The sequence below is a fragment of the Pontibacter brevis genome (assembly GCF_054779655.1).
Window position 1 is genome coordinate 97,054 of sequence record NZ_BAAGXV010000021.1, and the last position, 25,005, is coordinate 122,058.

A 25,005-nucleotide genomic window follows, 5' to 3' on the forward strand; every position below is an offset into this window, starting at 1 on the left:
ATTGAAGAAGCGAATCCTACATTTAACTGAATCTCTTAACAGAGGAGGGGCAGAAGTATTGTTAGTTGGTTATATCAATGCTCTGCCTGAAGAGTTTGATAACGTTGTTGTCTATTTAGGAGAACCTTCTACGTTAAAGCCGGAGCTTAAAAATGTATCTGCTATTTACTGTCTGGATTACAAGGGGAAGAAAGACCTACTCTCTGCTTCCATGCGCTTGTCGAAGATCATCCAAAAACATAATATAGAACTAGTACATTCTCACTTGTACTGGCCCACCATTATTGCCAGACTAGCGGTTAAACAAAACGTGCCTTTGATTTTCAGTGTGCACAGTACGATGTCTGACGATGCCTTCGGTCCGAACATTCTGAGTAAATATCTGGAAAAATTGACATACTCAAAGAAGCAGACAGCTGTTTTTGTTTCAAAGACTGCTTTGGACGACTATAAGCAGCATATAAATGTTAATGGCCAAGCTGTAGTGCTTTATAATCTTGTCAAAGATGAATTTTATGATAGAGCTGCCGAAAAGGAACATACAAATCATTCACGTCAGCTAAAATTAGTAACAGTTGGTAATCTAAAGCCTCAAAAGAATCATCTTTTTCTAATTGAATGTGTACACAAGCTAGCGAAGTATGGGGTAAGCCTTGATATTTATGGAGTGGGTTATTTTAAAGGCATATTAGAAGATTATTTATTTGATAATAATATAACCAATGTGCGCCTCAAAGGAAGTCATCCTCATCTTGAGCAAGTACTAAAGAATTATGATGTTTTTGTCTATGCGTCGCGTTATGAGGGTTTTTGCATAGCAATGGCTGAGGCAATGGCGGTCGGATTACCCTGTATTGTGCCAGCCTTGAAAGCTTTGAAAGAGGTTTCGGGCGAAAAACAACTATATTATACACCGGAAGATAAGACCGCCTTTTCAGATAAAGTACTTAACTTGATTTCTAATCCGGATAGTTTAAAAGCTTATTCTATTGCAGCAAAAGAAAAGGCACTTGCATATACAACTGTGGCACACGTGCAGGAACTCGTGGCTCTTTATCATTACAAATTGAGGCAGTAAAAATGCCCGGGAAAACTATCTTGTTCTTGAGTTATTGGGGGATAGATGATGTTTTAACCGCATCAACTGCCGTACCGCATGCAGGCATTGTTTCCAGGCTTAATGGGATTAGCAGGGTTATACTCGTTACAGTTGAACGTAACAACCCTGATAGGCTTGCATTAAGTGACTATTTTAAAAACCTGCATTTGTTACACAGGCCCCTTTACAGTAAAGGTTATTCCTTGAACCTGCTAAATAAGATCAGCGACTTTACAGCTTTCCCTAAGCAGATTGAGAAAATTGTTATAGAGGAAAAAGCTGATGCTATAGTTGCTGCTGGTACTATGGCGGGTGCTTTGGCTTTGCTGGTTCACAAAAAGTTAAACATCCTTTACTACGTTAGTTTCTATGAGCCTCATGCCTTATACATGCTGGACACCGGGGTGTGGAGGTGGTATGATCCGCGCTTTATCCTTCAGCTTAAGTGGGAAAAGGAACAGGCCAGAAAAGCACAGGGGCTGATTACTGTTTCAGAAAAGTTTAGGCAGAATGTTATCGACAAAAACTTAGCTTCTGAAGCAAATGTGCTAACTGCTCGTAATGCACCTGATATGGCAAGCTTCTATTTCTTAAAGCAAAACAGAGCACAACTGCGTAAACAGCTAAGCATAAAGCCTGACACTGTAGTGGGGGTTTATGTTGGCAAATATGGCGACCTCTACTATAAAGAAGAGGCTTTTGCCATTTACAAACAATGCTTTGCAATTATCCCCCATTTCAGGCTTATTATCCTTTCACCTCAGCCGCAGGAAGAGATACGGGGCTACCTCGGGCAATTCCAGATAGATGCATCCAAAGTACATGTTGCATCGGTGCCCCATTCAGAAGTACCCCAGTACCTTTCCGCAGCAGACTTTGCTTTTGCTACTATCAAATCATATCCTTCCGCCAGGTACTGCTCTCCTGTTAAAATCGGGGAGTATTGGGCAAACGGCCTGCCGGTGCTCCTGACAGAAGGGGTAGGCGACGACAGTGATATTATCAGAAACGAAGGCGGTGGTGCTACTTACAACCTAAAGGAAGAAGGCAGTGTGGAGAGGGCTTTGCAGAAGATACTGCAGATGCTGAAAGACCCAAACCATCGGCAGGAAATACCGAAACTGGCCCAAAAGTATAGGTCGCCGGATCGGTTGCGGGAAGCCTATGAGTACTTCTTTAGTCAAAAACAGGAGGAACAGCCGTGAGGGTGCTTTTTGTAGTCCCTTACCCAGTCGGTCAGGCTGCCTCGCAACGTTACCGGGTAGAGCAATGGCTGCCGGTCCTGCAGAAGCAGGGTATACAGTATAAGCTGGCGCCGTTCTGGAGCCAAAGCACCTGGAAAATACTTTATAAACCAAATCATGCCTGGCGAAAAGTAGTAGGGTTGCTATCGGGCTTTATGAACAGGGTCTTGTTACTGTTGCAGCTATCCCAACACGATTTCGTCTTCATTCATAGAGAAGCCACTCCAATCGGGCCGCCCTGGTTTGAATGGATGGCTGCAAAAGTGTTCCGTAAGAAGCTTGTCTATGATTTTGACGATGCCATCTGGCTGCCAAACACTACTGCAGAGAATAATTGGGCTGCCAAACTTAAATGGCACCACAAGACGGCTCAAATCTGCCGGTGGAGCTACAGGATAAGTGCCGGAAATGATTACCTGCAAAACTATGCCCTACATTATAACCCAGCGGCTGTGCTGCTACCTAGTGTACTTGATACAGAGCGGCATTATGACAAACAAAAGGAGCAGCACACACAGGAGGTGGTCATGGGCTGGATTGGCTCTCACTCCACATTGCCTTACCTGCAACTGATTGAACCGGTACTGCAGCGGCTGGAGCAGAAGTATACCTTCCGGTTGCTTGTCATAGCCGATAAGGCACCTCAACTGCAGCTACAGTCACTGGAATTTAAAATATGGCGAAAGGAGACGGAGGTAGAGGACCTGCTACAGATGAATATAGGTTTAATGCCCTTGCCTGAAACGGATTGGGCAAAAGGAAAATGTGCGTTCAAAGCACTGCAGTATATGGCACTGGGTGTTCCAGCAGTGGTTTCAGGTGTAGGCGCCAACCTACAGGCTATTGTGAGCGGCGCAACGGGATACACCTGTACTACAGAGCAGGAATGGTATGCGTGCCTGGAAGCTTTGTTGCTAAAGCCAGAGCTGCGTTCCAGGCTGGGTGCAGCAGGACAAGCCTGGGTGAGGCAAAATTATTCATTGCAGGCACACAGGCAGACGTTTTTTAACCTCTTTTCTTTGTAGTGCTTTCCTTTCTGATGTCTTTCAGGTACTTCTTAGCTTCTTTATAAGTATCTGACTTCTTCTCGCTGATTTGCAGTACTACCCCATAATAATGCTTGGCAGCAGGTAAGTCGTTTTTTTGTTTCGCAATGCGGGCTAAGTTGAGGTAAGAGTTGATAAAGTACCCGGACTCACGCTCATCCGACATCTCGGCAAACATGATGGAGTTTTTATAATATTGCTCTGCTTTGTCGAAATCACGGTACTTGTGCTGGTTGATATAGGCCAGAATGTAAGAAGCATAACGACCACTGACAGCTTCATAGCCAGGCATCTGCTGATCCAGCTTCATCAGGATGTCCTCCGACACCCGCTCTGCTTTAGAGAAGTGACCCTGTACGAACAACAGACGGGCATAGAAGCGCTGGAAATAGGCATTGTCAGGGTACTTCATTGCCAGGTCTTCCGACAGCCGCAGGGCTTCTTCCATCTTCTTCTCCTCATTCGCATAAATCTTCATCAGGAAGAACTTAGACTCCGTTCCTGTGTAAAATCCTGTGTTAGAGACATAAGCCAGTTGCTTCAGCCCAAGCCGTTTGTCGCCGTCAGGGAAGAAAACCAGAACGGGGCGCAGCATAGGGTAATGCTCATGAATCCAGATGGAGTAGTAGTTGAACAGCGCCTCACCAAACAAAAACTCCGGGCTCAGGCCGTTGCCTGCCTTTGCTTTTTCCATAAAATCAAGGGCACGCTTGCTGGCAACAGTAGCTTTGCGCCAGTTACTGCGCTCGGAGTGCAGCCGGGCTGAAAAACCATAGGCCGCTGCCAGGAAGAAGGAAGCCTCAAAGTTTTTCTCATTCTTGTCATACATCACCTCCGCTTTCTGGATGGTGGTGTCCATGTAGGCGAAGAAGAGGTCATCATACTGCAGTGTCTGAATATTGGTAGGTACAATTTTCCACCACTGGCTCAGGCCCATCAGGAAATACGGTAGCGGGTGCTCCGGGTAACGGCGGCGTATGGATTTAAACTGCTTCTCGGCAACCGCGTACTTGAAGTTGTACATATTGTCCACGGCGCCCTCTAACTCATACTGAATATCTTTGTTGAGCAGCAACATGCCCTTTACGCTACCTGCCGCCGGAATCACCTCAATCTGATCAAAGGTGACGTGCCGCATGGCGGTCGTGTCGGAGGGGGCTTGTTGCTGTGCTACAGCTAAAGCAGGTAAAACAAAAGTGAAGATGATAACAAATAACTTCTTCATGAATAAATCAGAAAATTCAGTGTGTAAGAGAGCAGTTCCAAATTGCAGCCTCCGTAGGTTCTAAAAGTACAACATATCTCCTAAATTTGAATTCCATAAATCGAAAATAATTATGAAACTACTGGAGCAGCTTTGCAAAATTCATGCCCCGTCCGGGAATGAGCAAAACCTCTCAAAATTTCTACTGAACTATATTCAGGAACATAAAGTTCACTGGAAAAGTCAGCCGCAGGTACTGTATGGCGAAGCTTTTCAGGATTGTATTTTACTTGTGTTTGGAAAACCAAGGAGTGCAATTTTTGCACACATGGATTCTATAGGTTTTACAGTGCGTTATGGCAGGCAATTGGTGAAAATAGGAGGCCCTGACACCGAAAGTGGCTACAAACTGGTGGGAGAAGACGCACAGGGAAAAATAGAATGTACCTTACATTATGATGAAGAAGGTGAACTGACTTACAATTATGAACGGGAAATAGAGCGGGGCACAGAGCTGGTTTTCAAATGCGACTTCAGAGAGACGGACGAAACAGTACAAAGCTGCTATATGGACAACCGGCTGGGAGTGTGGAGTGCACTAAAAGTAGCAGAGACGCTGGAGAACGGTATCATCGCCTTCAGTTGCTGGGAAGAGCACGGGGGCGGTTCTGTATCTTACCTTTCCCGGTACATCTATGAGGAGTATGGTGTAAGGCAGGGGCTGATCTCAGATATAACCTGGGTAACAGAGGGAGTACATGCCGGCAAAGGTGTAGCCATCTCTATGCGCGACAGCCTGATACCCCGCCGGGCCTATGTGCAAAGAATCATTCAGATAGCGGGAGAGTCAGGCATTCCTTTCCAGCTGGAGGTGGAAGGCGCCGGCGGGAGCGACGCGAAAGAGCTGCAGCGCAGCGATTACCCTTGGGATTGGTGTTTTGTAGGCGCTCCGGAAGACAATGTGCACACGCCAGATGAAATCGTACACAAGAAAGACATTGACAGCATGGTAGCACTTTATAAGGTACTTATGGAGAAGCTGTAGTAAAATTTTCAGGATTTTTTATCAATGTTAAACAAGAAGTGCCTTAAGGCGGGCATGTTTTAATAGCAAATTATATAGTACCTGTTTCTTAACACGAATCATAGCAGGTGAAAGAGGAATGAGTGCTAACTTACTCATAGTCAAAGGGGTTTGTCTTCAAGTAAGATCAACCCCTTTTGTTTTGTGGAACATGATGTAACCAGTAGCAGTCAGGTGACAGGCATATTTGTGTAAACGATGTTGCAACTTATTAAATAATAGCCGTATAGGGCTCAGATGCGGACATAGAGATGGGTGTGGAACATTTGGAAAAGTCTATAAATTATTATTTCTTTAATAGGCACCGATACATATAATTTAACCCTTAATCCTACTGAATGGAAACTATTCTCTACGCAATTCCTGCTTTTGGTCTGGCGGCGCTGCTGTATACCTGGATAAGGTCGGCCTGGGTAACAAAGCAGCCTACCGGCAACGAGCGCATGAGCACTATCGCCCGCTTTATTGCTGAGGGGGCCATGGCCTTTTTGAAAGCCGAGTACAAAGTGCTGGCGTATTTTGTAATCATCGCCAGCGTGTTCCTGTTTTATTTAGGTTATACAGGCGAAAGGTCGCACCCGCTCATTGTAGTAGCCTTTATTATAGGGGCTTTCCTGTCTGCTTTGGCAGGCTTTATCGGGATGCGAATAGCTACCAAATCAAACGTACGTACCGCTGAAGCAGCGCGCAGTAGCCTTAGCAGGGCGTTGAATGTTTCGTTTGCGGGTGGTACAGTCATGGGAATGGGGGTTGCTGGCCTGGCCGTGTTGGGCCTAGGCTCTCTCTTTATTGTTTTCTATAACATGTTTGTATACAGCACAGGTGCCGATGTAAACGGCATTGAAATGGAACGGGCCCTCGAGGTGTTGACGGGGTTCTCCTTAGGTGCTGAAAGTATTGCTTTGTTTGCCCGTGTGGGCGGCGGTATCTACACGAAAGCGGCCGACGTAGGGGCCGACCTGGTTGGTAAAGTAGAGGCTGGTATTCCGGAAGATGACCCCCGTAACCCCGCCACCATTGCCGATAACGTAGGCGATAACGTGGGGGATGTGGCCGGTATGGGCGCCGACCTGTTCGGCTCTTATGTGGCCACTATTCTGGCCACTATGGTGCTGGGCCGGGAAGTAGAGGTAACAGACAATTTCGGAGGGCTTTCCCCCGTAATACTACCCATGTTTATTGCGGGGCTCGGTATTGTGTTTTCTCTTATTGGGATGCTGTTTGTGCGCGTAAGTGAGGGCGGAAATGTGCAGGCTGCCCTTAACCGCGGCAACTGGATAGCCGTGGTGCTCACAGCCATAGGAGCCTATTTCTCTATTAAATGGTTGCTGCCCGAAAACCTGAACCTTCGTAACTTCGATTTTACAGCAGACGGTGTGTTTATGGCGGTGATGGTGGGCCTGGTGGTAGGAGCACTGATGAGTATCATCACAGAGTATTATACAGCCATGGGCAAAAAACCGGTTGATTCTATTGTGCAGCAATCCTCTACGGGCCATGCCACCAACATTATTGCCGGTCTGGCTGTGGGCATGCACTCTACGGTGCTGCCCATTATTGTATTGGCAGCAGGTATTGTGCTTTCCTATGCAGCGGCCGGCCTTTATGGCGTGGCGATAGCCGCGGCGGGCATGATGGCCACAACGGCCATGCAATTGGCCATAGATGCCTTCGGTCCGATTGCAGATAACGCGGGTGGTATTGCCGAGATGAGCGAACTGCCGAAGGAAGTGCGCGAGCGCACCGATATTCTGGATGCAGTGGGTAACACGACTGCTGCCACCGGTAAAGGATTTGCTATTGCTTCTGCTGCACTAACTTCACTGGCCCTTTTTGCTGCCTTTGTGGGTATAGCCGGTATACAGAGCATAGACTTGTACAAAGCACCTGTGTTGGCAGGCTTGTTCGTTGGCGCCATGATTCCGTTTGTATTCTCAGCGCTGGCTATTGCGGCAGTGGGCAGAGCGGCCATGTCGATGGTGCAGGAGGTACGCCGGCAGTTTCGCGAAATTCCAGGCATTATGGAAGGCACCGGAAAACCGGAGTATGAAAAATGTGTGGCCATCTCGACGCAGGCTGCTATCCGGGAGATGATGCTGCCCGGTGCTATTGCCCTGATAGTGCCCATTATTGTAGGCTTTGGCTTCAGAGGGGTATTTGCGGATACTTCCTCGCCGGAAATCCTTGGCGGCTTGCTCGCCGGTGTCACGGTATCGGGCGTACTGATGGCCATGTTTCAGTCGAATGCAGGTGGTGCCTGGGATAATGCTAAAAAGTCTTTTGAGAAAGGGGTGAAAATCAATGGTGTGATGGAGTTCAAGGGTTCTGAGCCTCATAAAGCTTCTGTTACCGGCGATACCGTAGGAGACCCCTTTAAGGATACCTCCGGACCATCCATGAACATCCTCATCAAGCTAATGTCTATCGTGTCGCTGGTAATAGCGCCACATATTGCCTTGGAGCAGGAACCTGCCATTCCGGAGGCACCCATCGACCTGGAGCCTATCAACCTTAATGTAAAAGAACTGTATCCCCAAACAGCAAAAGTCAGCGTCAACCTCGAGCATACTGCTGTTTTCAATCAGATCCTGCTCCGGTTTTAAGCACTGCCAGCTATAGTTTTCATAAGCCCGACCTTAGTGTTGGGCTTATTTTTTAATTATACGTACCTTTGTACAGGCACCAAAGATATTCTGATGAACCCGCGTACCATTCAAATACAAGATTTAAAGTTTGATACCTATATTGTTGAGGAAGAAATTATAGCCCGCATCGTAATGCTGGCAGAGCAGATTGACCGCGATTATGCAGACAAACAGCCGCTGTTCCTGGGAGTGCTCAACGGTTCCTTTATGTTTGTGTCCGATTTGCTGAAGCGAGTTACCATTCCGTGTGAGATTTCTTTTATCCGCCTCTCCAGTTACCAGGACACCAAAAGTACCGGCAAAGTGAAAGAGATACTGGGGCTGACGGAAAATGTGCATAACCGCCATGTAGTAGTGCTGGAGGATATCGTGGACACAGGCCATACTGTGCAGGGCTTACTGAAGCAGCTGAAAGAGCACAATCCTGCCTCTGTCGAGGTAGCCAGTCTGCTATTGAAACCGGAGTGCCTGCAGCACCAACTGGATATTAAATATGTGGCCAAATCAATCCCAAATGATTTTGTGGTAGGGTACGGATTAGATTACAACGGGCTGGGCCGCAACCTGCGCGACATCTATAAAATTGTTTCGTAACCCAATTAACTGTTTGCCGCGTTAGCAAACCTACCAGGGCTACCTGCTGGTGCTTGTCTCCCTGAAGATTAGATAGTACATCAATTAATACATACATTTGTCTTTTATTACTAAGCCAAGATATGCTCAACCTCGTTTTGTTTGGACCTCCAGGTGCTGGTAAAGGTACCCAAAGTCAAAAGCTGATAGAAAAGTATAACCTCATTCACCTGTCTACCGGTGATTTGCTCCGCTCAGAGATTGCCGCCGGCACCAAGCTGGGTATGGAAGCAAAAAAACTGATGGACAACGGCCTGCTGGTACCGGACGACGTGGTGAGTGGTATGATTGACAATAAAGTGAAAGAGCACCGCCATGCGGCCGGATTTATTTTCGACGGATTCCCGCGCACAGTCCCACAGGCACAGAGCCTGGATAAGCTGTTACGGGAAAACGGAACAGAAATTACCTGTATGATTGCCCTGCGTGTAGACGATGAGGAGCTGACAAAGCGACTGCTGCTGCGCGGCCAGACATCAGGCCGCCCGGACGACCAGAACGAGGAATTGATTCGCAAGCGCGTTCAGGAATATAATAATAAAACAGCTCCGGTGGCAGACTATTATGCCGGACAGGGGAAATATCGTGCGGTAGACGGCATTGGTGAGATAGAGGATATCTTCAATGAGCTGTGCCAGCAGATAGATGCACTGAAAGAACAACAAGAGAAAAAATAAGCACACTTACGCTTACCCGATTTGGCTTCAAGCAATTTTATAGATTACGTTAAGATTTGTGCACGATCCGGCCACGGAGGCGGTGGATCGGCGCACTTTCACCGCGACAAAAAGACGGCCAAAGGCGGTCCGGACGGTGGCGACGGAGGCCGTGGTGGGCACATTATTTTACGAGGTAACGCACAGCTCTGGACGCTGCTGCACCTGCAGTACCGCAAGCACGTGATTGCGGAAAACGGCCAGAACGGAGGCCCGAACCACTCCTTTGGAGCACAGGGAAAGGACGATGTGCTGGAGGTACCGTTGGGCACCATCGCGCGGGATGCTGAAACCGGTGAAATCAAATGCGAGATCACCGAAGACGGGCAGGAGATAGTGCTAACCCCTGGCGGCCGTGGCGGCTTAGGAAATGCTCATTTTAAATCAGCTACCAACCAAACCCCACGCTACGCCCAGCCCGGCGAGCCTGGAATAGAAGAGTGGGTGGTGCTGGAGCTGAAACTGCTGGCTGATGTGGGCCTGGTAGGTTTCCCGAACGCTGGTAAATCCACACTGCTATCCGTTGTTTCTGCAGCCAAGCCTAAAATAGCAAACTATCCTTTTACCACACTGGAGCCTAATCTTGGTGTAGTGGCGTACCGCGATTATAAATCCTTTGTAATTGCCGACATACCCGGTATCATTGAAGGAGCCTCAGAGGGCAAGGGCTTAGGCCTGCGCTTCCTGCGTCATATTGAGCGAAATTCCATGCTGTTATTCATGGTTTCCTGCGAGAGTGCCGATATTGCAGAGGAGTACCGAGTGTTGCTGAACGAGCTAGAAACTTTTAATCCGGAACTGCTAGATAAAAAAAGAATTCTGGCTGTAACCAAATCTGATATGCTGGATGAGGAGCTGGAAGCTGAGATGCGGGCAACTTTGCCTGCGGATCTGCCTGCTGTATTCATCTCCAGCATCACGGGGAAAAACATTCCCAAACTGAAAGACATGATTTGGGAGGCCCTCAACAGCTAAATAGGAATTTTGATTTTACATAAGAAAATCGGTAGCGAGCTGTAAAGCTGTCTACCGATTTTTTTGTAGTGAATGGTTAAATGACAGTTAAACCTTGCGTTGTTGTGTGTTCTCACCAACAACTTAACCGGCATAAGGTGTGGTAACCTTTTTAAGGTAAAATAGCAGAGGAGAAGGCTAATGCAGCTAAAGCCGAAGCGGCTGGAGTTAGAGCAAAGACAGCTATAGTTGTTGGTGCGAACACACAACAACGGCGGGGCCATAGTTCTGCTAACGCAAGTATGCAGCCTTGAAAGCACAGTCAGTCATTCAAAGTTATTCAGGTGCCAGAATGGCACAAAAGCGGGTTTGGCAAGTAAATTGACAAAACAAAAGAGACCTATTAACCTAATTTTTTAAGGCATTATGTCAGATAAAGATATCAAGAAAGAGCAGGAGAACGAAGAATTAAAAGATACTACTGCCAATACTGAAGCAGAAGCTCAGGAAGAAAATGAAAGCAACACAGAAGATGCTGAAACTGCAGAAGACACACAAGATGGTGGCCCGGCTGCAGAATTGGCAGAAATGAAAGATAAATATATCCGTTTGATGGCTGAGTTTGAGAACTTCAGACGCAGAACGGCCAAAGAGCGCATCGATCTTGCTAAAACAGCCACCCAGGATTTGATGGGCGACCTGCTGCCAGTGATTGATGACATGGAACGCGCGCGCCAGTCGATAGAAGCAACTAAAGACGTGGATGCGATGTTGCAGGGGCTTGAGTTGGTGTTTCATAAACTGAAGCACGTAACCCAGCAGAAAGGCCTGAAGCCGATGGAAATCAAGGCTGGCGACAGCTTCGACAGCGACATGCACGAAGCCGTAACACAGATTCCTGCCCCATCAGAAGAGCTGAAAGGCAAGATTGTAGATGTAATAGAGAAAGGATATACCCTGAACGACAAGGTTATCCGTTTCGCGAAAGTAATAATAGGAGCGTAAGCTATGGCTAAGAGAGATTATTATGAGGTTTTGGGTGTAAGCAAAGGCGCAAGCCAGGAAGAAATCAAAAAAGCTTACCGCAAAATCGCCATCAAATTCCACCCCGATAAGAACCCGGACGACCCTACTGCCGAAGACAAGTTTAAAGAGGCTGCAGAAGCGTACGAGGTGCTGAGCGACCAGCAGAAGCGCCAGCGGTACGACCAATTCGGCCACCAGGGCATGAACGGCGGCTTCGGTGGAGGCGGCGGCATGAACATGGAGGATATCTTCTCTCAGTTCGGCGATATATTTGGAGGTGGCGGTGGAAGCCCGTTTGAGAGCTTCTTTGGAGGCGGCCGTTCCGGCGGTGGCCGGCGCACCCGTAAAGGCAGCAACTTACGCATCAAGCTGAAGCTGAACCTGGAAGAGATTGCCAATGGTGTAGAGAAGAAAATCAAGGTGAAGCGTTATGTGGCCTGCGGCACTTGTGGCGGTAATGGGGCGAAGAACGGCACTGACATGCAAACCTGTAACTCCTGCCAGGGCTCTGGCCAGGTGCGCAAGGTGGTAAATACAATGCTGGGCCAGATGGTCTCTACTGCTACCTGCCCTACCTGTAACGGAGAAGGACGCATTGTCACAAATAACTGCGAAACCTGCCACGGTAGCGGCAGAGAGCTTCAGGAAGAGGTTATCTCTATCAACGTTCCTGCCGGTGTAATGGATGGTATGCAGCTATCTATGAGCGGCAAAGGAAACGTGCCGGAGCGTGGTGGCGTGCCAGGCGACCTGCTTATCCAGATAGAGGAAGAAGCGCATCCAACACTGAAGCGTGAGGGCAATAATGTTATCTACGACCAGTACATCAGCTTTATAGATGCTGCCCTGGGTGCTGAAATAGAGGTGCCTACTATCACGGGCAAAGTGAAAATCACCATCAAACCAGGTACGCAAAGCGGCGAAATCTTTAGGCTGCGTGGCAAGGGGGTGCAGGACATCAACGGCTACGGAAAAGGTGACCAGCTGATTCACGTAAACGTCTGGACACCGAAGTCCCTGAGCAGTGAAGAAAGAGCCGCGCTGGAAGGCCTGCGTGATTCTAACAACTTCGCACCTCACCCAGGTAAGAACGAAAAAGGCTTCTTTGAGAAAGTAAAAGACTACTTCCAATAGAAGGAGCAATGAAATAGTAACAAGCCCTGCTTTTGACGTAAAAGCAGGGCTTGTTCGTTTCTAACAATCTTTAAACGACTTTATCGTGCTTTTTGTCAGTGTTAGCTGTTTGCTAAGGGACAAGAAATGTTAACTGTTGGTAAAGAAACGCGGCAGTAGCAATCAGGTAACAGTACTATTTTCGCTAAGTAAGCGCATCAGTGGCCTTGTGCCGTATCTATTCTCTGTTTGAACAGGTTAATATCCGGTTCTGTCGATTTGTATAGGCGGTAGAGCATATATTGTTGCTGCTTACAACTTAGAAAGGTATTTTTAATAAATCTAAAAGAATATCAGCTTTGAGCATTCTGAAAATTGAAGGCGTTACCAAAACGTACGCCAATCACGTGGCACTCGATAATGTGAGCTTCGAGATTCCGACTGGCTGTATCTTCGGCTTGCTTGGGCCCAACGGTGCCGGCAAAACCTCCCTTATCCGTATTATCACCCAAATTACTGGTGCTGACAGTGGCCGGATCTTCTTCAAGGGAGAAAGACTGAAGCCTGACCATATCAAAGACATCGGCTACCTGCCGGAAGAACGGGGGCTTTACAAAAAAATGAAGGTAGGGGAGCAGTTGCTCTACCTGGCGCAGCTCAAAGGCCTTAGCAAATCTGATGCGACGGCGCGTATCAAAGCCTGGGTGGACCGCTTTGAGATACGCGACTGGCTGGGTAAGAACATAGAGGATCTGTCAAAAGGAATGCAGCAGAAGGTGCAGTTTATCGCTACGGTGTTGCACGAGCCTTCGCTGATTATCCTGGATGAACCCTTCTCCGGCTTCGACCCCATCAACGCTAATCTGATAAAAGACGAAATTCTGCGTCTGCGCGAAAATGGGGCCTCTATTATTTTCTCGACGCACCGCATGGAGTCCGTGGAGGAGCTATGCGATAATATTGCCCTCATCAACCGGTCACGGAAAGTGTTGGATGGGCCTGTAAAGGAAGTGAAAGATACCTACAAAACCGACACCTACCAGGTAATCGGGAACGGGCAGCTCATGGTCATGTCACCGGACTTCCAGGTGATGGAGCAGCATAACAACCACGGCGTTTTCAGGGCAAACTTCCGGCTGCTGAACAACACCTCCCCGAACGACCTGCTGCGCTACCTGATTCAGCGCGTGGAGATTCATTCGTTTATTGAGCTGGTGCCAAGTATAAATGATATATTCATTCAAAAAGTAAAGGAGACACACCATGTCTAAAATCTGGTTGATTATACAGCGGGAGTACCTGACGCGTGTCCGCAAAAAAAGCTTCATCATCATGACGCTACTGACACCGATCCTGCTGGCCGCTTTTATGATTCTGCCAGGCTTGCTTATTACCATGTCCGGTGACACCGAGACAGTGATGGTGCTGGATGAAAGTGGTTTGTTTGAGGGAAAATTACAGGACAAAAAGGACTTGAGGTTCATTCCCTTATCAGGGTCGTTGGAACAGGCAAAAATGCTGTATCAGGAAACAGACAACACGGCGCTGCTTTACATCCCCGAAATGTCTATTGATGATCCGAAAGGGATAACTGTGTACGGGAAGAAGAACACCAGCCTGCAGACACAGATTCGCCTGGAAAATGCGCTGGAGAAGGAAATAGAAAACCAGCGCTTCCTGGCATCTGGCCTGGATCGGGAAACGCTGGATAGAATTGAGGCAGATGTAAAGGTCAACACCATTAACCTGAGCGATGACGGTGAGCGGGGAAACAATGCCATTATCACATCCATTGCCGGAGTGGCCGGAGCTGTTATCATCTACTTCTTCATTTTTATGTATGGCGTGCAGATTATGCGGGGGGTAATAGAGGAGAAAACAAACCGTATTGTGGAGGTGATGATATCTTCAGTGAAGCCTTTCCAGCTGATGATGGGTAAGATTGTAGGTATTGCCTTGGTAGGCCTTACGCAGTTTCTACTCTGGATTGTGCTTTCTTTTGTAGCTGTTACTGCCGTTTCTGCCGCTTTTGGCATAGATGCCGCACCCTCGCCGGCTGCTCAGTTTGCGGCCGGGCAGGCCGCGGCACAAGGAGAGGAGGTTGAGGAGGAGGCTACTGCCAGCGGAACTGTGGATAACCCGGCTGGAGAAAACGAAGTAGCCAACACCATTGATGATGTGAAGCGTGGGGTTGCCAGCCTGAACATCGCCCTGATCTTTGTTTGTTTCCTGTTTTACTTCCTCGGGGGCTATTTACTGTACGGTTCGCTGTTTGGGGCCATTGGGGCAGCCGTAGACAACGAAACAGATACACAGCAGTTCATGATGCCCATCACCATTCCGCTGATTATCGCGTTCATCATGTCTTATTCTGTGGTACTTAAAAACCCGGATGGGCCGGTGGCCTTCTGGATGTCCATCATCCCGCTTACTTCTCCCATTGTGATGATGGTGCGGGTGCCCTTTGGTGTGCCTGCCTGGGAACTGCTGCTCTCGATGGCACTGCTGATAGCTGGCTTCGTGTTTACCACCTGGATTGCAAGCCGCATATACCGTGTCGGGATATTAATGTATGGCAAGAAAATCAATTACAGAGAACTCTCAAAGTGGTTGTTTTATAGAGTATAAACAATCACTTTGATCGAAAATAAAGTATAAGAGTAGCCGGCTCCTGAGGTGCCGGCTATTTTTTTGTAAATTGTGTAGATAATTTCTGAATTAAATGAAAAAACCGTTGCTCCTAATTCTATTACTTTTCATGGTTATAGCCGTTACCTCTGCACAGGATAAAGATAAGCCTGCTTACCGGCTCTTCACCAAGAGCGGTAAAAGCATTGGCTATGGTAAGATGCTGAAAGAGCTGAAGGAGGCGGATGTGGTGCTGTTCGGAGAGCAGCACAACGACCCGATTGCCCATTGGCTGCAATTAGAACTGACAAAAGATTTACACCAGGCACACCAGCATAACTTTACCATAGGGGCAGAGATGTTTGAGGCGGATGTGCAGTTAGTGCTGAATGAGTACCTGGCAAATCAGGCGCCAGAAAGCAATTTCGAACAGGAGTCGCGGGCATGGCCAAATTATAAAACGGACTATAAACCGGTACTGCGCTATGCCAGGGAGAAAGGTGTTCCTGTAATTGCCACCAATGTGCCGCGTCGGTATGCTGCCATGGTATCAGCAGGTAGTTTAAGTGCCCTGGGAGGTATTTCGGAGGAGGCGAGAAAGTACCATGCTCCACTGCCGATACAGGTAGACTTGAACCTGCCCGGCTACAAGCGCATGATGGGCATGTTCGGGAGCAGCACCCACGGCAATACTAAAAGCGAGAATATTGTGCAGGCACAGGCGCTGAAAGATGCCACCATGGCACATTTTATACTTCAGCAGGTACAGCAGGGTAGGAAAGTGTTGCACCTCAACGGTGCCTACCACTCTGATCACTTCGAAGGCATTGGCTGGTATCTGAGGCAGGCACAACTACAGCCTAAAACCCAAACGTTAACAACTGTGCTGCAGGAGAACCTGGACAAGCTTTCGGAAGAGCATAAGGAGAAAGCTGACTTTATCATTGTAGTGCCCGCCAGCATGACCCGAACGTTTTAAAGCTCTGCTCTCACATTGCTAGCTTAAGTAATCCCATTACGTTCAAAGACCTCGCAGCGTGCGCAGCTCCTGCGAGCGTCTGAACTACACCTGTAAAACAGCAAAGCCCGGTCACATTTGGCCGGGCTTTGCTTATCAAAGAGAAAGAAGGTTTCTGATTATGCGGAGAAAGAGCTACCGCAACCACAAGTGCTTTTTGCCTGTGGATTGCTGAAGGTAAAGCCGCGTGCGTTCAGGCCATCCTGGAAGTCAACCTCCATGCCCATCACATACATGCCATGCTTCTTGTCCATGATAAGCGTCAGGCCATCTATATCAAAGGTTTCATCTGAATCCTTTGGCTTGTCAAAACCAAGCAGGTAAGACATACCGGAACAGCCGCCGCCTTGCACGCCAACGCGCAAACCGTATTCTGCTGGTACATTTTTCTCCTGCATAATATTTTTAGCCTCAGCTAAGGCTCTTTCAGTCAATGTTATAGGTGCAGTTTTAGTTTCTGTTGCCATAGTGTATGCTCTTTATTTGTAGCCACAAACTTACAAAATTCTCCTGAATTTTGTTGTATGGTTACCTGTTGTACTTATTTAACAGCCAGGCCGGCTGAATGATTCATGTATCTTCCGTTAATTTTTTACGATATTTAAGCTTTCATCAGACAACGAATATGAACGAATTTCTAATTTTTATCATAGACCTATTGAAAATTACACTGCCAGCCATTATTGTGGCGGTAGCCATGTATTACCTCGTGAAAAAGCATTACGAACGTGATCACAAGATAAGATTACTGGAGTTGCGGAAGAAGAATTCAGAGGTCGTGCTGCCGATTCGCTTGCAGGCCTATGAGCGCGTTGTGCTATTGCTGGAGCGTATCACACCCAGCAACCTCTTAATGCGTGTGGGCGCTGCCGGGCAAACGGCTGCAGAATACCACCGGGTGCTGCTCAACGAGATTCGCAATGAGTTTAACCACAACATGTCGCAGCAGGTGTACATGACGGAGCAAGCTTGGCAACAGGTAAAACATGCCCGTGAAGATGTAGTGAACCTGATTAATAAAACTTATAAGGAGCTGCCGGAAAACTCACGTGGCACTGATCTGGCCAAACGCATTCTGGAAACTGTGCTTTCAACAGAGCAGGATCCAACCTCCCGTGCGCTCATTTATGTGAAGCAGGAGATAGGGCAGGTTTTCTAAGTTAGAAAGTTAATCTAAGTTAGAAAGTTAGAGAGTTAAAAAAGGGAAGAGGTAGAACATAAGCTGTTCTACCTCTTCCCTTTTTGTGCTTTAAGACGCTTATTACTCAAATAGCTCTTTTAGTTTCTCTACCAGGGCTTTTACTTGTTCCGGGCTATGCGCCGGGAAGTTGGCGATGCGGATTTGGCTTTCTTTGTACTTGCCGTAGCCGCTGCCTACTGCCATATCAAATTCAGCCAGGCGCTTGTTTACTTCTGATGCCGGCACCGAAGTATTGGCTACTATGGTAGTGAGGGAACGGTGCTGCGGGTTTGCTACCGCTGGATCAAAAGTTTTGCTTTGCTCCAGGTAGTTGTAAATCAAATCAGCTTTGGTTTCTGTTTCCTTTCTGATTTCCGCTGCACCTTTGCTGTTCATATCTTCTACCACCTTGCCCAGCAGGTAAATGTCCAGCACGTTCGGGGTTTCCACTGTTTGGTTCGCTTTCGCCTTGCTCAGCATAGCTGGTATGCTGTGGTAAGAACCAACAGTCTGACCTTTGGCGGCCAGGGCTTCCGCTTTTGCAATGCAGCGGTCGTTCAGGAGCCACACGCCCAAACCGGCTGGCAAACCAAAGCACTTCTGCACCGAGAAATAAACGGCATCCACTTTCGAGAAGTCAAAGGCAGGATAGGGCAGAGAGGAAACCGCGTCTACATATATCAGGGCGTCCGAGGAGGCTTTATCCCGGAACTGGTTGATTTCAGCGACAGGCATAGCGGCTCCGGAGCTGGTCTCATTTTGGATAAGCGCCACCAGTTCTGCTGAGGCAGGCACTGTAATGCTGGCCACGTCAAATCCTTCGCTGAATGGTACCTCATGCTTTTGCGCCTTCAGCCCGAGTTCCTGTGTTGTTTCAAAGAAACGGGCTGAGAAAGAGCCATTCACTAAATGGAAGCTCTCCTGCTGCACGGTGTTCTGAATAGCCCGCTCCCACACTTCTGTGGCCGATGCAAGAAACAGCACCTCATAGTTATCTGGCAGCTGCAACAGCTGCCGAAGTCCTGCTACTGCATGCGCAAAAATTTCCTGGAACTGTTTGCTGCGGTGCGAAATGCTGCCAATCTTCTCCTGCAGTGCCGTATTCATGTGCTGTGGCACAGTAGGGTACAGCTCTGATGGGCCCGGGGTGAAGTATATTTTATTGTTCATGTAATCTTCTGTTCTTAACTGGCACCTCAACGATTAATACAGCATGCGGAACTTGATGGTATGTGGTATGCCGCGCATATCGTTCACCAGTTGCTTGTCATACTTCTTGTTTACATCCGTAATCACGTAGCCAACATGTTCATTCGTTTTAAGGTACTGGCCCAGGATGTTTACCTGGTTCTTAGCCAGCACATTGTTGATGTTGGCCAGCACGCCTGGTACGTTTTCGTGGATGTGGATAAGGCGGTGCGCATTCTTAAGCTCCGGCAGCTGGATATTCGGGAAGTTGACACTCTGGTACGTGTTGCCTGAGTTAATGTAGTCCATGATGCGGTTCGGCACAAAGTTGGCAATGTTCACCTGCGCCTCCGACGTGCTACCCCCGATGTGCGGAGTAAGGATTACGTTAGGCAACCCACGCAGTTCGCTTACAAAGGGCTCATCGTTTGTAGCAGGCTCGTGCGGGAACACGTCTACGGCTGCGCCACGCAGTTTACCGGATTTCAAGCTGTTTACCAGTGCTTCAATGTCCACTACGTGGCCGCGGCTCAGGTTCAGGAAGATGGCACCGTCTTTCATGGCGGCAAATTCCTGGGCACCAAATATGTTCTTGTTCTCCGGGCGGCCGTCTACGTGCAGCGTCACAAAGTCTACCTTTTCTAACAGCTCACGGAGGGTGTCGCATTTGCGGGCATTACCCAGTTGCAGCTTCTCCACTACATCATAGTAATACACAACCATACCCATTGCTTCGGCCAGCACCGACAGCTGCGCCCCAATATTGCCGTAACCTATAATACCCAGCTTCTTATCACGCACTTCAAAGCTGCCTGCGGCGGATTTGTCCCAGACACCTTCATGCATTTTGATGCTTTTATCCACTATGCCACGGCTCATCATAATAATCTCGCCGATGGCCATTTCTACCACGCTGCGGGTGTTGCTGTAAGGTGCATTGAACACGGTTACACCAGCCTCCAGGCAGGCATCCAGGTCTATCTGGTTGGTGCCGATGCAAAAAGCACCCACGCTCATGAGGCGGTTGGCATGCTCCAGCACCTTTCGGGTTACATGCGTCTTGCTTCGGATGCCCAGTATCGATACGTTCTGTATTTTCTCGCAAAGCTCCTCCTCGCTCAGGGCACCTGCTATGGTTTCCACCTGGTATCCTTCGTGGCGGAACATCTCTACTGCTTTCGGGTGTATGTTCTCCAGCAGCAGCACACTTATCCTGTTTTTAGGGTAGGAGATAGCCATGGGTAATTTATTCTGGTACAGGAATTCGTCCAGGCTTGGAGCAATAAACTCTGCCTTCGCTATCACGCTGTCGCGGGACACGTTTTCGGTGAAAGCGTAAAACTTGTTAGCAAGACCAGCTTCCTTTATCTCATAATCCGTATAACCGTCGCCGATAACGTACACATCACCTGACAGTGCCAGTTTTTCCAGCAGCTTTATTTTGCCTTTGTCAAGGCTCAGCACGTTCTCCTCATCAAACCCAACAATGTTTCCGTTGCTGTCCAGGCGGAAGGTATTCGCGTAGATGTTCTCTTCTTTGATACCGTATTGCGTTACAATAGGCGTAATAAACTCTTTGAATCCGCTGGAAACAATCAGAATCTGGTCTGAGTACTCTTTCAGGAATTCCTTATTTCTGCGCACAGACTCAGAGACCTTATTCTGTAGTACATTGATAAGCTGGGGCAGGTGCTTCTGATGCGCCTTTAGCAGATCCAGGCGTTTGCGAAGGCCTTCGGTAAAAGAACTTTTACCGGCCATGGCACTATCTGTCAGCTCTTTTACCTGCTGTAAGATGCTTTCCTTGTCCGGATCTCCTTCCAGTGATAATTCGCCCAGCTCGTCAAGGGCTTCTACTTTAGTAAAAGTACTGTCAAAATCAATGATGAAGTATTTGTCTTTGCTCATGTCAGTTTTAAGGTATGAGGGCTGTACTTAAAGCGAAGGTACAACCATAAGGATAAGAGGCCATAAAGATAAAAAAAAGAACTGGCAACTTATAAGATGCCAGTTCTTTTTGATACTAAGTTTTATTAAATGGTTGAATTTATAGCAAAGCTAGCTGTGTATTGATGGCTTTTTGATAAAAATCTTCGTACAACGGCACTATTTTATTAACATCAAACTCTTTGGCGCGTCGCAAGGCGTTCGCCTTGAAGCGGGGGAGGTTCTCATCATCTAATATATAGAGAGCCTTCTCCACCATTTCGTCAATCGCACCAACCGGGCTGGTGAACCCTGTGTCCCCGTCAACATTCAGCTCGGGTATGCCGCCGGCGTTCGTGGACACTACGGGCACCTCACAGGCCATTGCCTCCAGCGCTGCCAGGCCGAAGCTTTCTTTCTCGGAAGGCATCAGGAAGAGGTCTGCTATGGAAAGTACTTCTTCTACGGCATCCAGCTTTCCTAAAAAGCGGACATCCTGGCAAATCCCCAGTTCGCGGCAAAGCTTCTCCATCTTAGGCCGGTCTGGTCCGTCTCCGACCAGCAGCAACTTGCTTGCTATGTGCTTGCGTACCTTCGCAAAAATCTGAATCACATCCTGCACGCGCTTCACTGCCCGGAAGTTGGATGTGTGTACCAGCAGCTTCTCATGGCTTGGGGCTATGGCCATACGGAAGTGCTCTTTCTTCTGACGCTTAAACTTCTCCAGATTGATAAAGTTAGGGATTACCTTGATATCTTGGTTGATATCAAAGTACTCGTATGTTTCGGTGCGCAGGCTATCGGAAACCGCTGTTACACCGTCTGACTGGTTAATGCTGAAGGTAACCACCGGCTCAAATGAAGCGTCTTTCCCCACCAGCGTGATATCCGTACCGTGCAGGGTCGTGATAACGGGTATGTTGATGCCCTTGGTTTTCAGGATTTGCTTGGCCATGAACGCTGCTGAGGCATGCGGAATAGCATAATGCACATGCAGCACATCCAGCTTCTCAAAGCGTGCGATATCCACCATCTTACTGGCCAGTGCCAGTTCATAAGGTGGGTACTGGAAGAGGGGGTAAGCAGGTATGAATACTTCGTGATAAAAAAGGTTTTCGCTGAACAGGTCGAGGCGGGCGGGTTGGCTATAGGTAATAAAATGCACTTTGTGCCCCTTCAGGGCAAGTGCTTTGCCTAGTTCTGTGGCCACCACGCCGCTACCGCCAAAGGTCGGGTAACAAACTATGCCGATTCTCATTTTCTGTGTGTATAAAAAACAAAAGTGCAGCCAACAATTGTGACTGCACCTGCTAAACTACTAATTATGTTTTATGTTTTAGGAATTATGGCTTTATAAACCACATCGTGTATTCTGGTCCGTATGTTATACTTCAGCAGCTTATTGTTACCACCATCCGGGAACACCCTATTGGAGAGGAAGATGTAGATAAGCTTGTTTTCCGGGTCTACCCAGGCACCTGTACCGGTAAAGCCTGTATGTCCAAAGGTACTCATTGGGGCAAGGTCTGAGGTAGGTCCATGGCCTTCCGGTTCCGGTTTATCCCAGCCAAGTCCGCGGCGGCTGTCTGTAGAGTTCCGCTTCGAGAATTCTGTGACCACATTTGTGTTAAAGTATTTGTGTCCGCCATAGTATCCGTTTTGCAGGTTCATCTGCAGCAGAACGGCCAGGTCGTTGGCATTGGAGAACAAGCCGGCGTGTCCTGCCACGCCACCCAGCATGGCGGCACTCTGGTCGTGCACGCTACCCCACACCAGGTTGTGGCGGAAGTATTTGTCATCCTCAGTAGGTGCAATTACATCACGCGAATGCTTCAGCAGTGGCTTGTATGTCATGGTGCTCAGGCCAAGAGGGGCGTAAAAGTTCTGGTCCAGAAATTCATCCAGCGGCTGGTTCAGCATTTTCTCCGCCACACGCTTCAGCACGTAGAAGTCAAGGTCGCTGTACTTATAGTCATAGCCTTTTCCGCCCTTCTTAGGTGGCAGCATTCTCGATTTTACTGTCCAGGTCCACAGGGAGTCCTCCATTGTTTTAATAGAGTAAAAACCAGGTACCACTTCGTTCGGGTAAGAGTCTGAACGGTTGCTGGCATAGAACATTTGCTTTGTCTCTACAGAGGCCAAGGTCTTTTGCCAGTTCGGCAAGCCCGCCAGCAGTCCAGCCTGGTGTGTCAGTACGTCGCGCAAAACAATACTTTCCTTGTTTGTGCCCTTCAACTCCGGCAGGTAAGTAGATACCTTTGCATCCAGATTAATCTTGCCCTGGTCTTTCAGGAACATGATGGCCTGTAGGGTAGCGGCCACTTTTGTAATAGAGGCAACATCATATACAGTGTTGCGGGTTACAGGCTTTTGCTTGTCGTAGGTATAGTGGCCGTAAGACTTGTCGAAAATCACGGTTCCGTCTTTCACTACCATTACCTGAGCGCCGGGTGTAGCGGCATAGGCAATCGCTTCGGTGGCAACGTTGTCAATCTGCTGCAGCACTTTGGAACTCATACCCACGCTTTCAGGAGTGCCATACTTCAGGCGCCCTATAGCTTGTGTTGAGATGCCGGTACCTGATTTATAAGTGGCAGAGGCCGTTACAGGCAGCTTTCCCTTTGCCGGGCGGGCGCCAAACAGCACCTGCGGCACCAGAGACTGGGCTACCGGATTGTCTTCGTAACCACATACCAGCCAGTTGCTGCCTTCAAAGAACTTCAGGCTGTAGGCATTGCCCATTACAACCACTACTACTTTCTTGTTAGTGCGCTCCTGCAGGTATTTAATAAAGGCCCTGGTGCCAACGCCTATCCCGAAATTCTTGGCAGGCGTGATGTTCATGTTGTGGATGCTCACCACCACCAGGTCGTTGTCTTTCAGCTGCGGAATAATTTTCGTGAAAGCAGAGTCAGGGGCAAAGCGGTCTGTGATATTAAACTTGTTGAGGGGCGCGTAGTTTCCCAGCGTTTCCTGGAACACGTTCTTAGCAGGAGCTCCAATAGCTACGGAAGCAATACTTAAGGTGTCGAGGTTGCGGAAAGGGATTAAATTGCTTTTGTTCTGAACCACTGTGACAGAATGCTCATAGAGCTGCTCCTGGACAACTGTGCTAAGCGGCCGGTCTACTTCTTCCTTCAGGTTTTCCAGTACAACAGGCTTATAGTTGTTAAGGCCCGCCCAGTATTTGGCGTGGAGAATTTTTCTCACATGCTGGTCCACCTCATCCTGCGTCAGCTGTTTTGTGGCAATGGCTTCTCTTATCTTAACAATGGCAGCTGGCACATCCTCCGGGAAAAGCAGGACATCGTTTCCTGCCAGTAAGGCTTTCAGATCTACCACGCCAGGCTTATAGTAGCTGCTAACGCCTTTCATGTTCAGGGCATCCGTAAACACGAGGCCCTTGTACTTCATCTTTTCCTTCAGAAGGCCCGTCACCAGGGGGCGGGAAAGGGTAGTAGCCAGGTTGCGGGTACTGTCAATGCTTGGGGTATAGAGGTGCGCAACCATCACGCCCATCACGCCGGCTTCAAAAGATTTCTTAAAAGGATAAAGCTCTACCTCTGTCAGGCGCTTTATATCATGTGGCACTATAGGAAGTGACAGGTGAGAATCAGTATCGGTGTCGCCGTGGCCAGGAAAATGCTTGGCTACCGCCATCACACCATGGTCCTGCAGGCCTTTGATGTAGGCAATGCCGCGGCGCGTAACCTCCTCGGTAGATTCTCCGAAAGAGCGGCTTCCGATAACCGGGTTAGCTGCATTCACATTCACGTCCAGCACCGGGGAAAAGCTTACGTTCACGCCCATGCGCTTCATTTTCAGGGCAATTTCGCGGCCCATCAGGTAAATGTACTTTTCATCGCTTATAGCGCCCAGGGTCATCTGGCGGGCAAAGTGCATGCTGCTGTCTAAGCGCATATCCAGACCCCACTCGGCATCCATGGCAATAAGCATGGGCACCTTTGCCTGTCGCTGAAAGCGGTTTGTGAGCATCGCCTGGCGCATGGGGCCACCCTGCATAAACATAATGCCCCCCACGCCATAGCGGCTGACAAGGGTATCTATCTCGCGGAAATGCTTCTCGTTTTTGTTAGAGTAGGCCGCCACCATAAACAGCTGGCCAATGCGCTGGTCAGGGGAGAGCGTTGTCATTACGCTGTCAACCCAGTTTTTCTCTTTTTCATTAACGACCACTTCCTCTGATGGCTTCAACGACATCAGTGGCCCCACTGCGAGAAAAACAAGTATCAACAACCCTAAACTAAAACTCTTCAACATCCTGCGCTACTATTTTTATA

At 48.4% G+C, this 25,005-nt stretch carries 20 protein-coding genes; 14 read left to right on the forward strand and 6 right to left on the reverse strand.

The window, feature by feature from the left end:
* The first annotated feature begins 1 nt into the window (after position 1).
* From ACYVB1_RS05805 to ACYVB1_RS05815, 3 genes are all read left to right on the forward strand, one after another.
* Entirely contained in the window at positions 2–1,078 is a 1,077-nt protein-coding gene (locus ACYVB1_RS05805; protein WP_460921629.1) for a glycosyltransferase, read from the forward strand.
* Between the two features lie 224 nt (positions 1,079–1,302).
* The gene (locus ACYVB1_RS05810) at positions 1,303–2,304 is read left to right on the forward strand and encodes a glycosyltransferase family protein (RefSeq protein WP_460921631.1); all 1,002 of its coding nucleotides are present in this window, start codon (positions 1,303–1,305) and stop codon (positions 2,302–2,304) included.
* Positions 2,301–3,368 carry a glycosyltransferase family 4 protein gene (locus tag ACYVB1_RS05815; protein WP_460921633.1) on the forward strand — a complete coding sequence of 356 codons (1,068 nt, stop codon included), beginning with the start codon at positions 2,301–2,303 and terminating at the stop codon, positions 3,366–3,368. The genes ACYVB1_RS05810 and ACYVB1_RS05815 overlap by 4 nt, the downstream gene beginning before the upstream one ends.
* Here ACYVB1_RS05815 and ACYVB1_RS05820 read toward each other — a convergent pair.
* Positions 3,349–4,614, reverse strand: coding sequence for a tetratricopeptide repeat protein (locus tag ACYVB1_RS05820; RefSeq protein WP_460921635.1), 1,266 nt, complete (start codon positions 4,612–4,614; stop codon positions 3,349–3,351). The two genes, ACYVB1_RS05815 and ACYVB1_RS05820, sit on opposite strands and share 20 nt — an antisense overlap.
* Before the next feature lie 112 nt (positions 4,615–4,726).
* On the opposite strand from ACYVB1_RS05820, the gene ACYVB1_RS05825 reads away from it, so the two are divergent.
* The 10 genes from ACYVB1_RS05825 to ACYVB1_RS05870 all read left to right on the forward strand — a co-directional run bounded on the left by ACYVB1_RS05825 (position 4,727) and on the right by ACYVB1_RS05870 (position 16,371).
* Positions 4,727–5,638, forward strand: coding sequence for an aminopeptidase (locus ACYVB1_RS05825; RefSeq protein WP_460921637.1), 912 nt, complete (start codon positions 4,727–4,729; stop codon positions 5,636–5,638).
* A 377-nt stretch (positions 5,639–6,015) separates the two neighbouring features.
* Positions 6,016–8,280, forward strand: a complete 2,265-nt coding sequence (locus tag ACYVB1_RS05830; RefSeq protein ID WP_460921639.1) for a sodium-translocating pyrophosphatase — start codon at positions 6,016–6,018, stop codon at positions 8,278–8,280.
* A 36-nt stretch (positions 8,281–8,316) separates the two neighbouring features.
* Complete coding sequence (gene hpt, locus ACYVB1_RS05835) at positions 8,317–8,916, forward strand: hypoxanthine phosphoribosyltransferase (RefSeq protein ID WP_460921641.1); 600 nt, start codon at positions 8,317–8,319, stop codon at positions 8,914–8,916.
* A 122-nt stretch (positions 8,917–9,038) separates the two neighbouring features.
* A complete protein-coding gene (locus ACYVB1_RS05840) occupies positions 9,039–9,632 on the forward strand; it encodes an adenylate kinase (RefSeq protein ID WP_460921643.1) in 594 nt (197 codons plus the stop codon).
* 21 nt (positions 9,633–9,653) lie between these two features.
* A complete protein-coding gene (obgE, locus tag ACYVB1_RS05845) occupies positions 9,654–10,646 on the forward strand; it encodes a GTPase ObgE (RefSeq protein WP_460921645.1) in 993 nt (330 codons plus the stop codon).
* A 405-nt stretch (positions 10,647–11,051) separates the two neighbouring features.
* Positions 11,052–11,630, forward strand: a complete 579-nt coding sequence (locus tag ACYVB1_RS05850; RefSeq protein WP_460921647.1) for a nucleotide exchange factor GrpE — start codon at positions 11,052–11,054, stop codon at positions 11,628–11,630.
* A gap of 3 nt (positions 11,631–11,633) precedes the next feature.
* Positions 11,634–12,785, forward strand: coding sequence for a molecular chaperone DnaJ (gene dnaJ, locus ACYVB1_RS05855; protein WP_460921649.1), 1,152 nt, complete (start codon positions 11,634–11,636; stop codon positions 12,783–12,785).
* A 338-nt stretch (positions 12,786–13,123) separates the two neighbouring features.
* Positions 13,124–14,035, forward strand: coding sequence for an ABC transporter ATP-binding protein (locus ACYVB1_RS05860; protein WP_460921651.1), 912 nt, complete (start codon positions 13,124–13,126; stop codon positions 14,033–14,035).
* A complete protein-coding gene (locus ACYVB1_RS05865) occupies positions 14,028–15,392 on the forward strand; it encodes an ABC transporter permease (RefSeq protein WP_460921653.1) in 1,365 nt (454 codons plus the stop codon). The genes ACYVB1_RS05860 and ACYVB1_RS05865 overlap by 8 nt, the downstream gene beginning before the upstream one ends.
* A 106-nt stretch (positions 15,393–15,498) precedes the next feature.
* Positions 15,499–16,371, forward strand: a complete 873-nt coding sequence (locus ACYVB1_RS05870; protein ID WP_460921656.1) for a ChaN family lipoprotein — start codon at positions 15,499–15,501, stop codon at positions 16,369–16,371.
* Between the two features lie 158 nt (positions 16,372–16,529).
* Here ACYVB1_RS05870 and ACYVB1_RS05875 read toward each other — a convergent pair whose 3' ends face one another.
* Positions 16,530–16,877, reverse strand: coding sequence for a HesB/IscA family protein (locus tag ACYVB1_RS05875; protein WP_460921658.1), 348 nt, complete (start codon positions 16,875–16,877; stop codon positions 16,530–16,532).
* A 158-nt stretch (positions 16,878–17,035) separates the two neighbouring features.
* On the opposite strand from ACYVB1_RS05875, the gene ACYVB1_RS05880 reads away from it, so the two are divergent.
* Positions 17,036–17,569, forward strand: a complete 534-nt coding sequence (locus tag ACYVB1_RS05880; protein ID WP_460921660.1) for a DUF7935 family protein — start codon at positions 17,036–17,038, stop codon at positions 17,567–17,569.
* A 102-nt stretch (positions 17,570–17,671) separates the two neighbouring features.
* Here ACYVB1_RS05880 and ACYVB1_RS05885 read toward each other — a convergent pair whose 3' ends face one another.
* The 4 genes from ACYVB1_RS05885 to ACYVB1_RS05900 form a co-directional block, all read right to left on the reverse strand.
* Positions 17,672–18,760 carry an aminotransferase class V-fold PLP-dependent enzyme gene (locus ACYVB1_RS05885; RefSeq protein WP_460921662.1) on the reverse strand — a complete coding sequence of 363 codons (1,089 nt, stop codon included), beginning with the start codon at positions 18,758–18,760 and terminating at the stop codon, positions 17,672–17,674.
* 33 nt (positions 18,761–18,793) lie between these two features.
* Positions 18,794–20,686: a phosphoglycerate dehydrogenase gene (gene serA, locus ACYVB1_RS05890; protein ID WP_460921664.1), complete on the reverse strand. Its 1,893-nt coding sequence runs from the start codon at positions 20,684–20,686 to the stop codon at positions 18,794–18,796.
* A gap of 139 nt (positions 20,687–20,825) precedes the next feature.
* Positions 20,826–21,962, reverse strand: coding sequence for an N-acetyl-alpha-D-glucosaminyl L-malate synthase BshA (bshA, locus tag ACYVB1_RS05895; RefSeq protein ID WP_460921666.1), 1,137 nt, complete (start codon positions 21,960–21,962; stop codon positions 20,826–20,828).
* A 71-nt stretch (positions 21,963–22,033) separates the two neighbouring features.
* Complete coding sequence (locus ACYVB1_RS05900) at positions 22,034–24,985, reverse strand: glycoside hydrolase family 3 N-terminal domain-containing protein (protein ID WP_460921668.1); 2,952 nt, start codon at positions 24,983–24,985, stop codon at positions 22,034–22,036.
* Between the last annotated feature and the right edge of the window lie 20 nt (positions 24,986–25,005).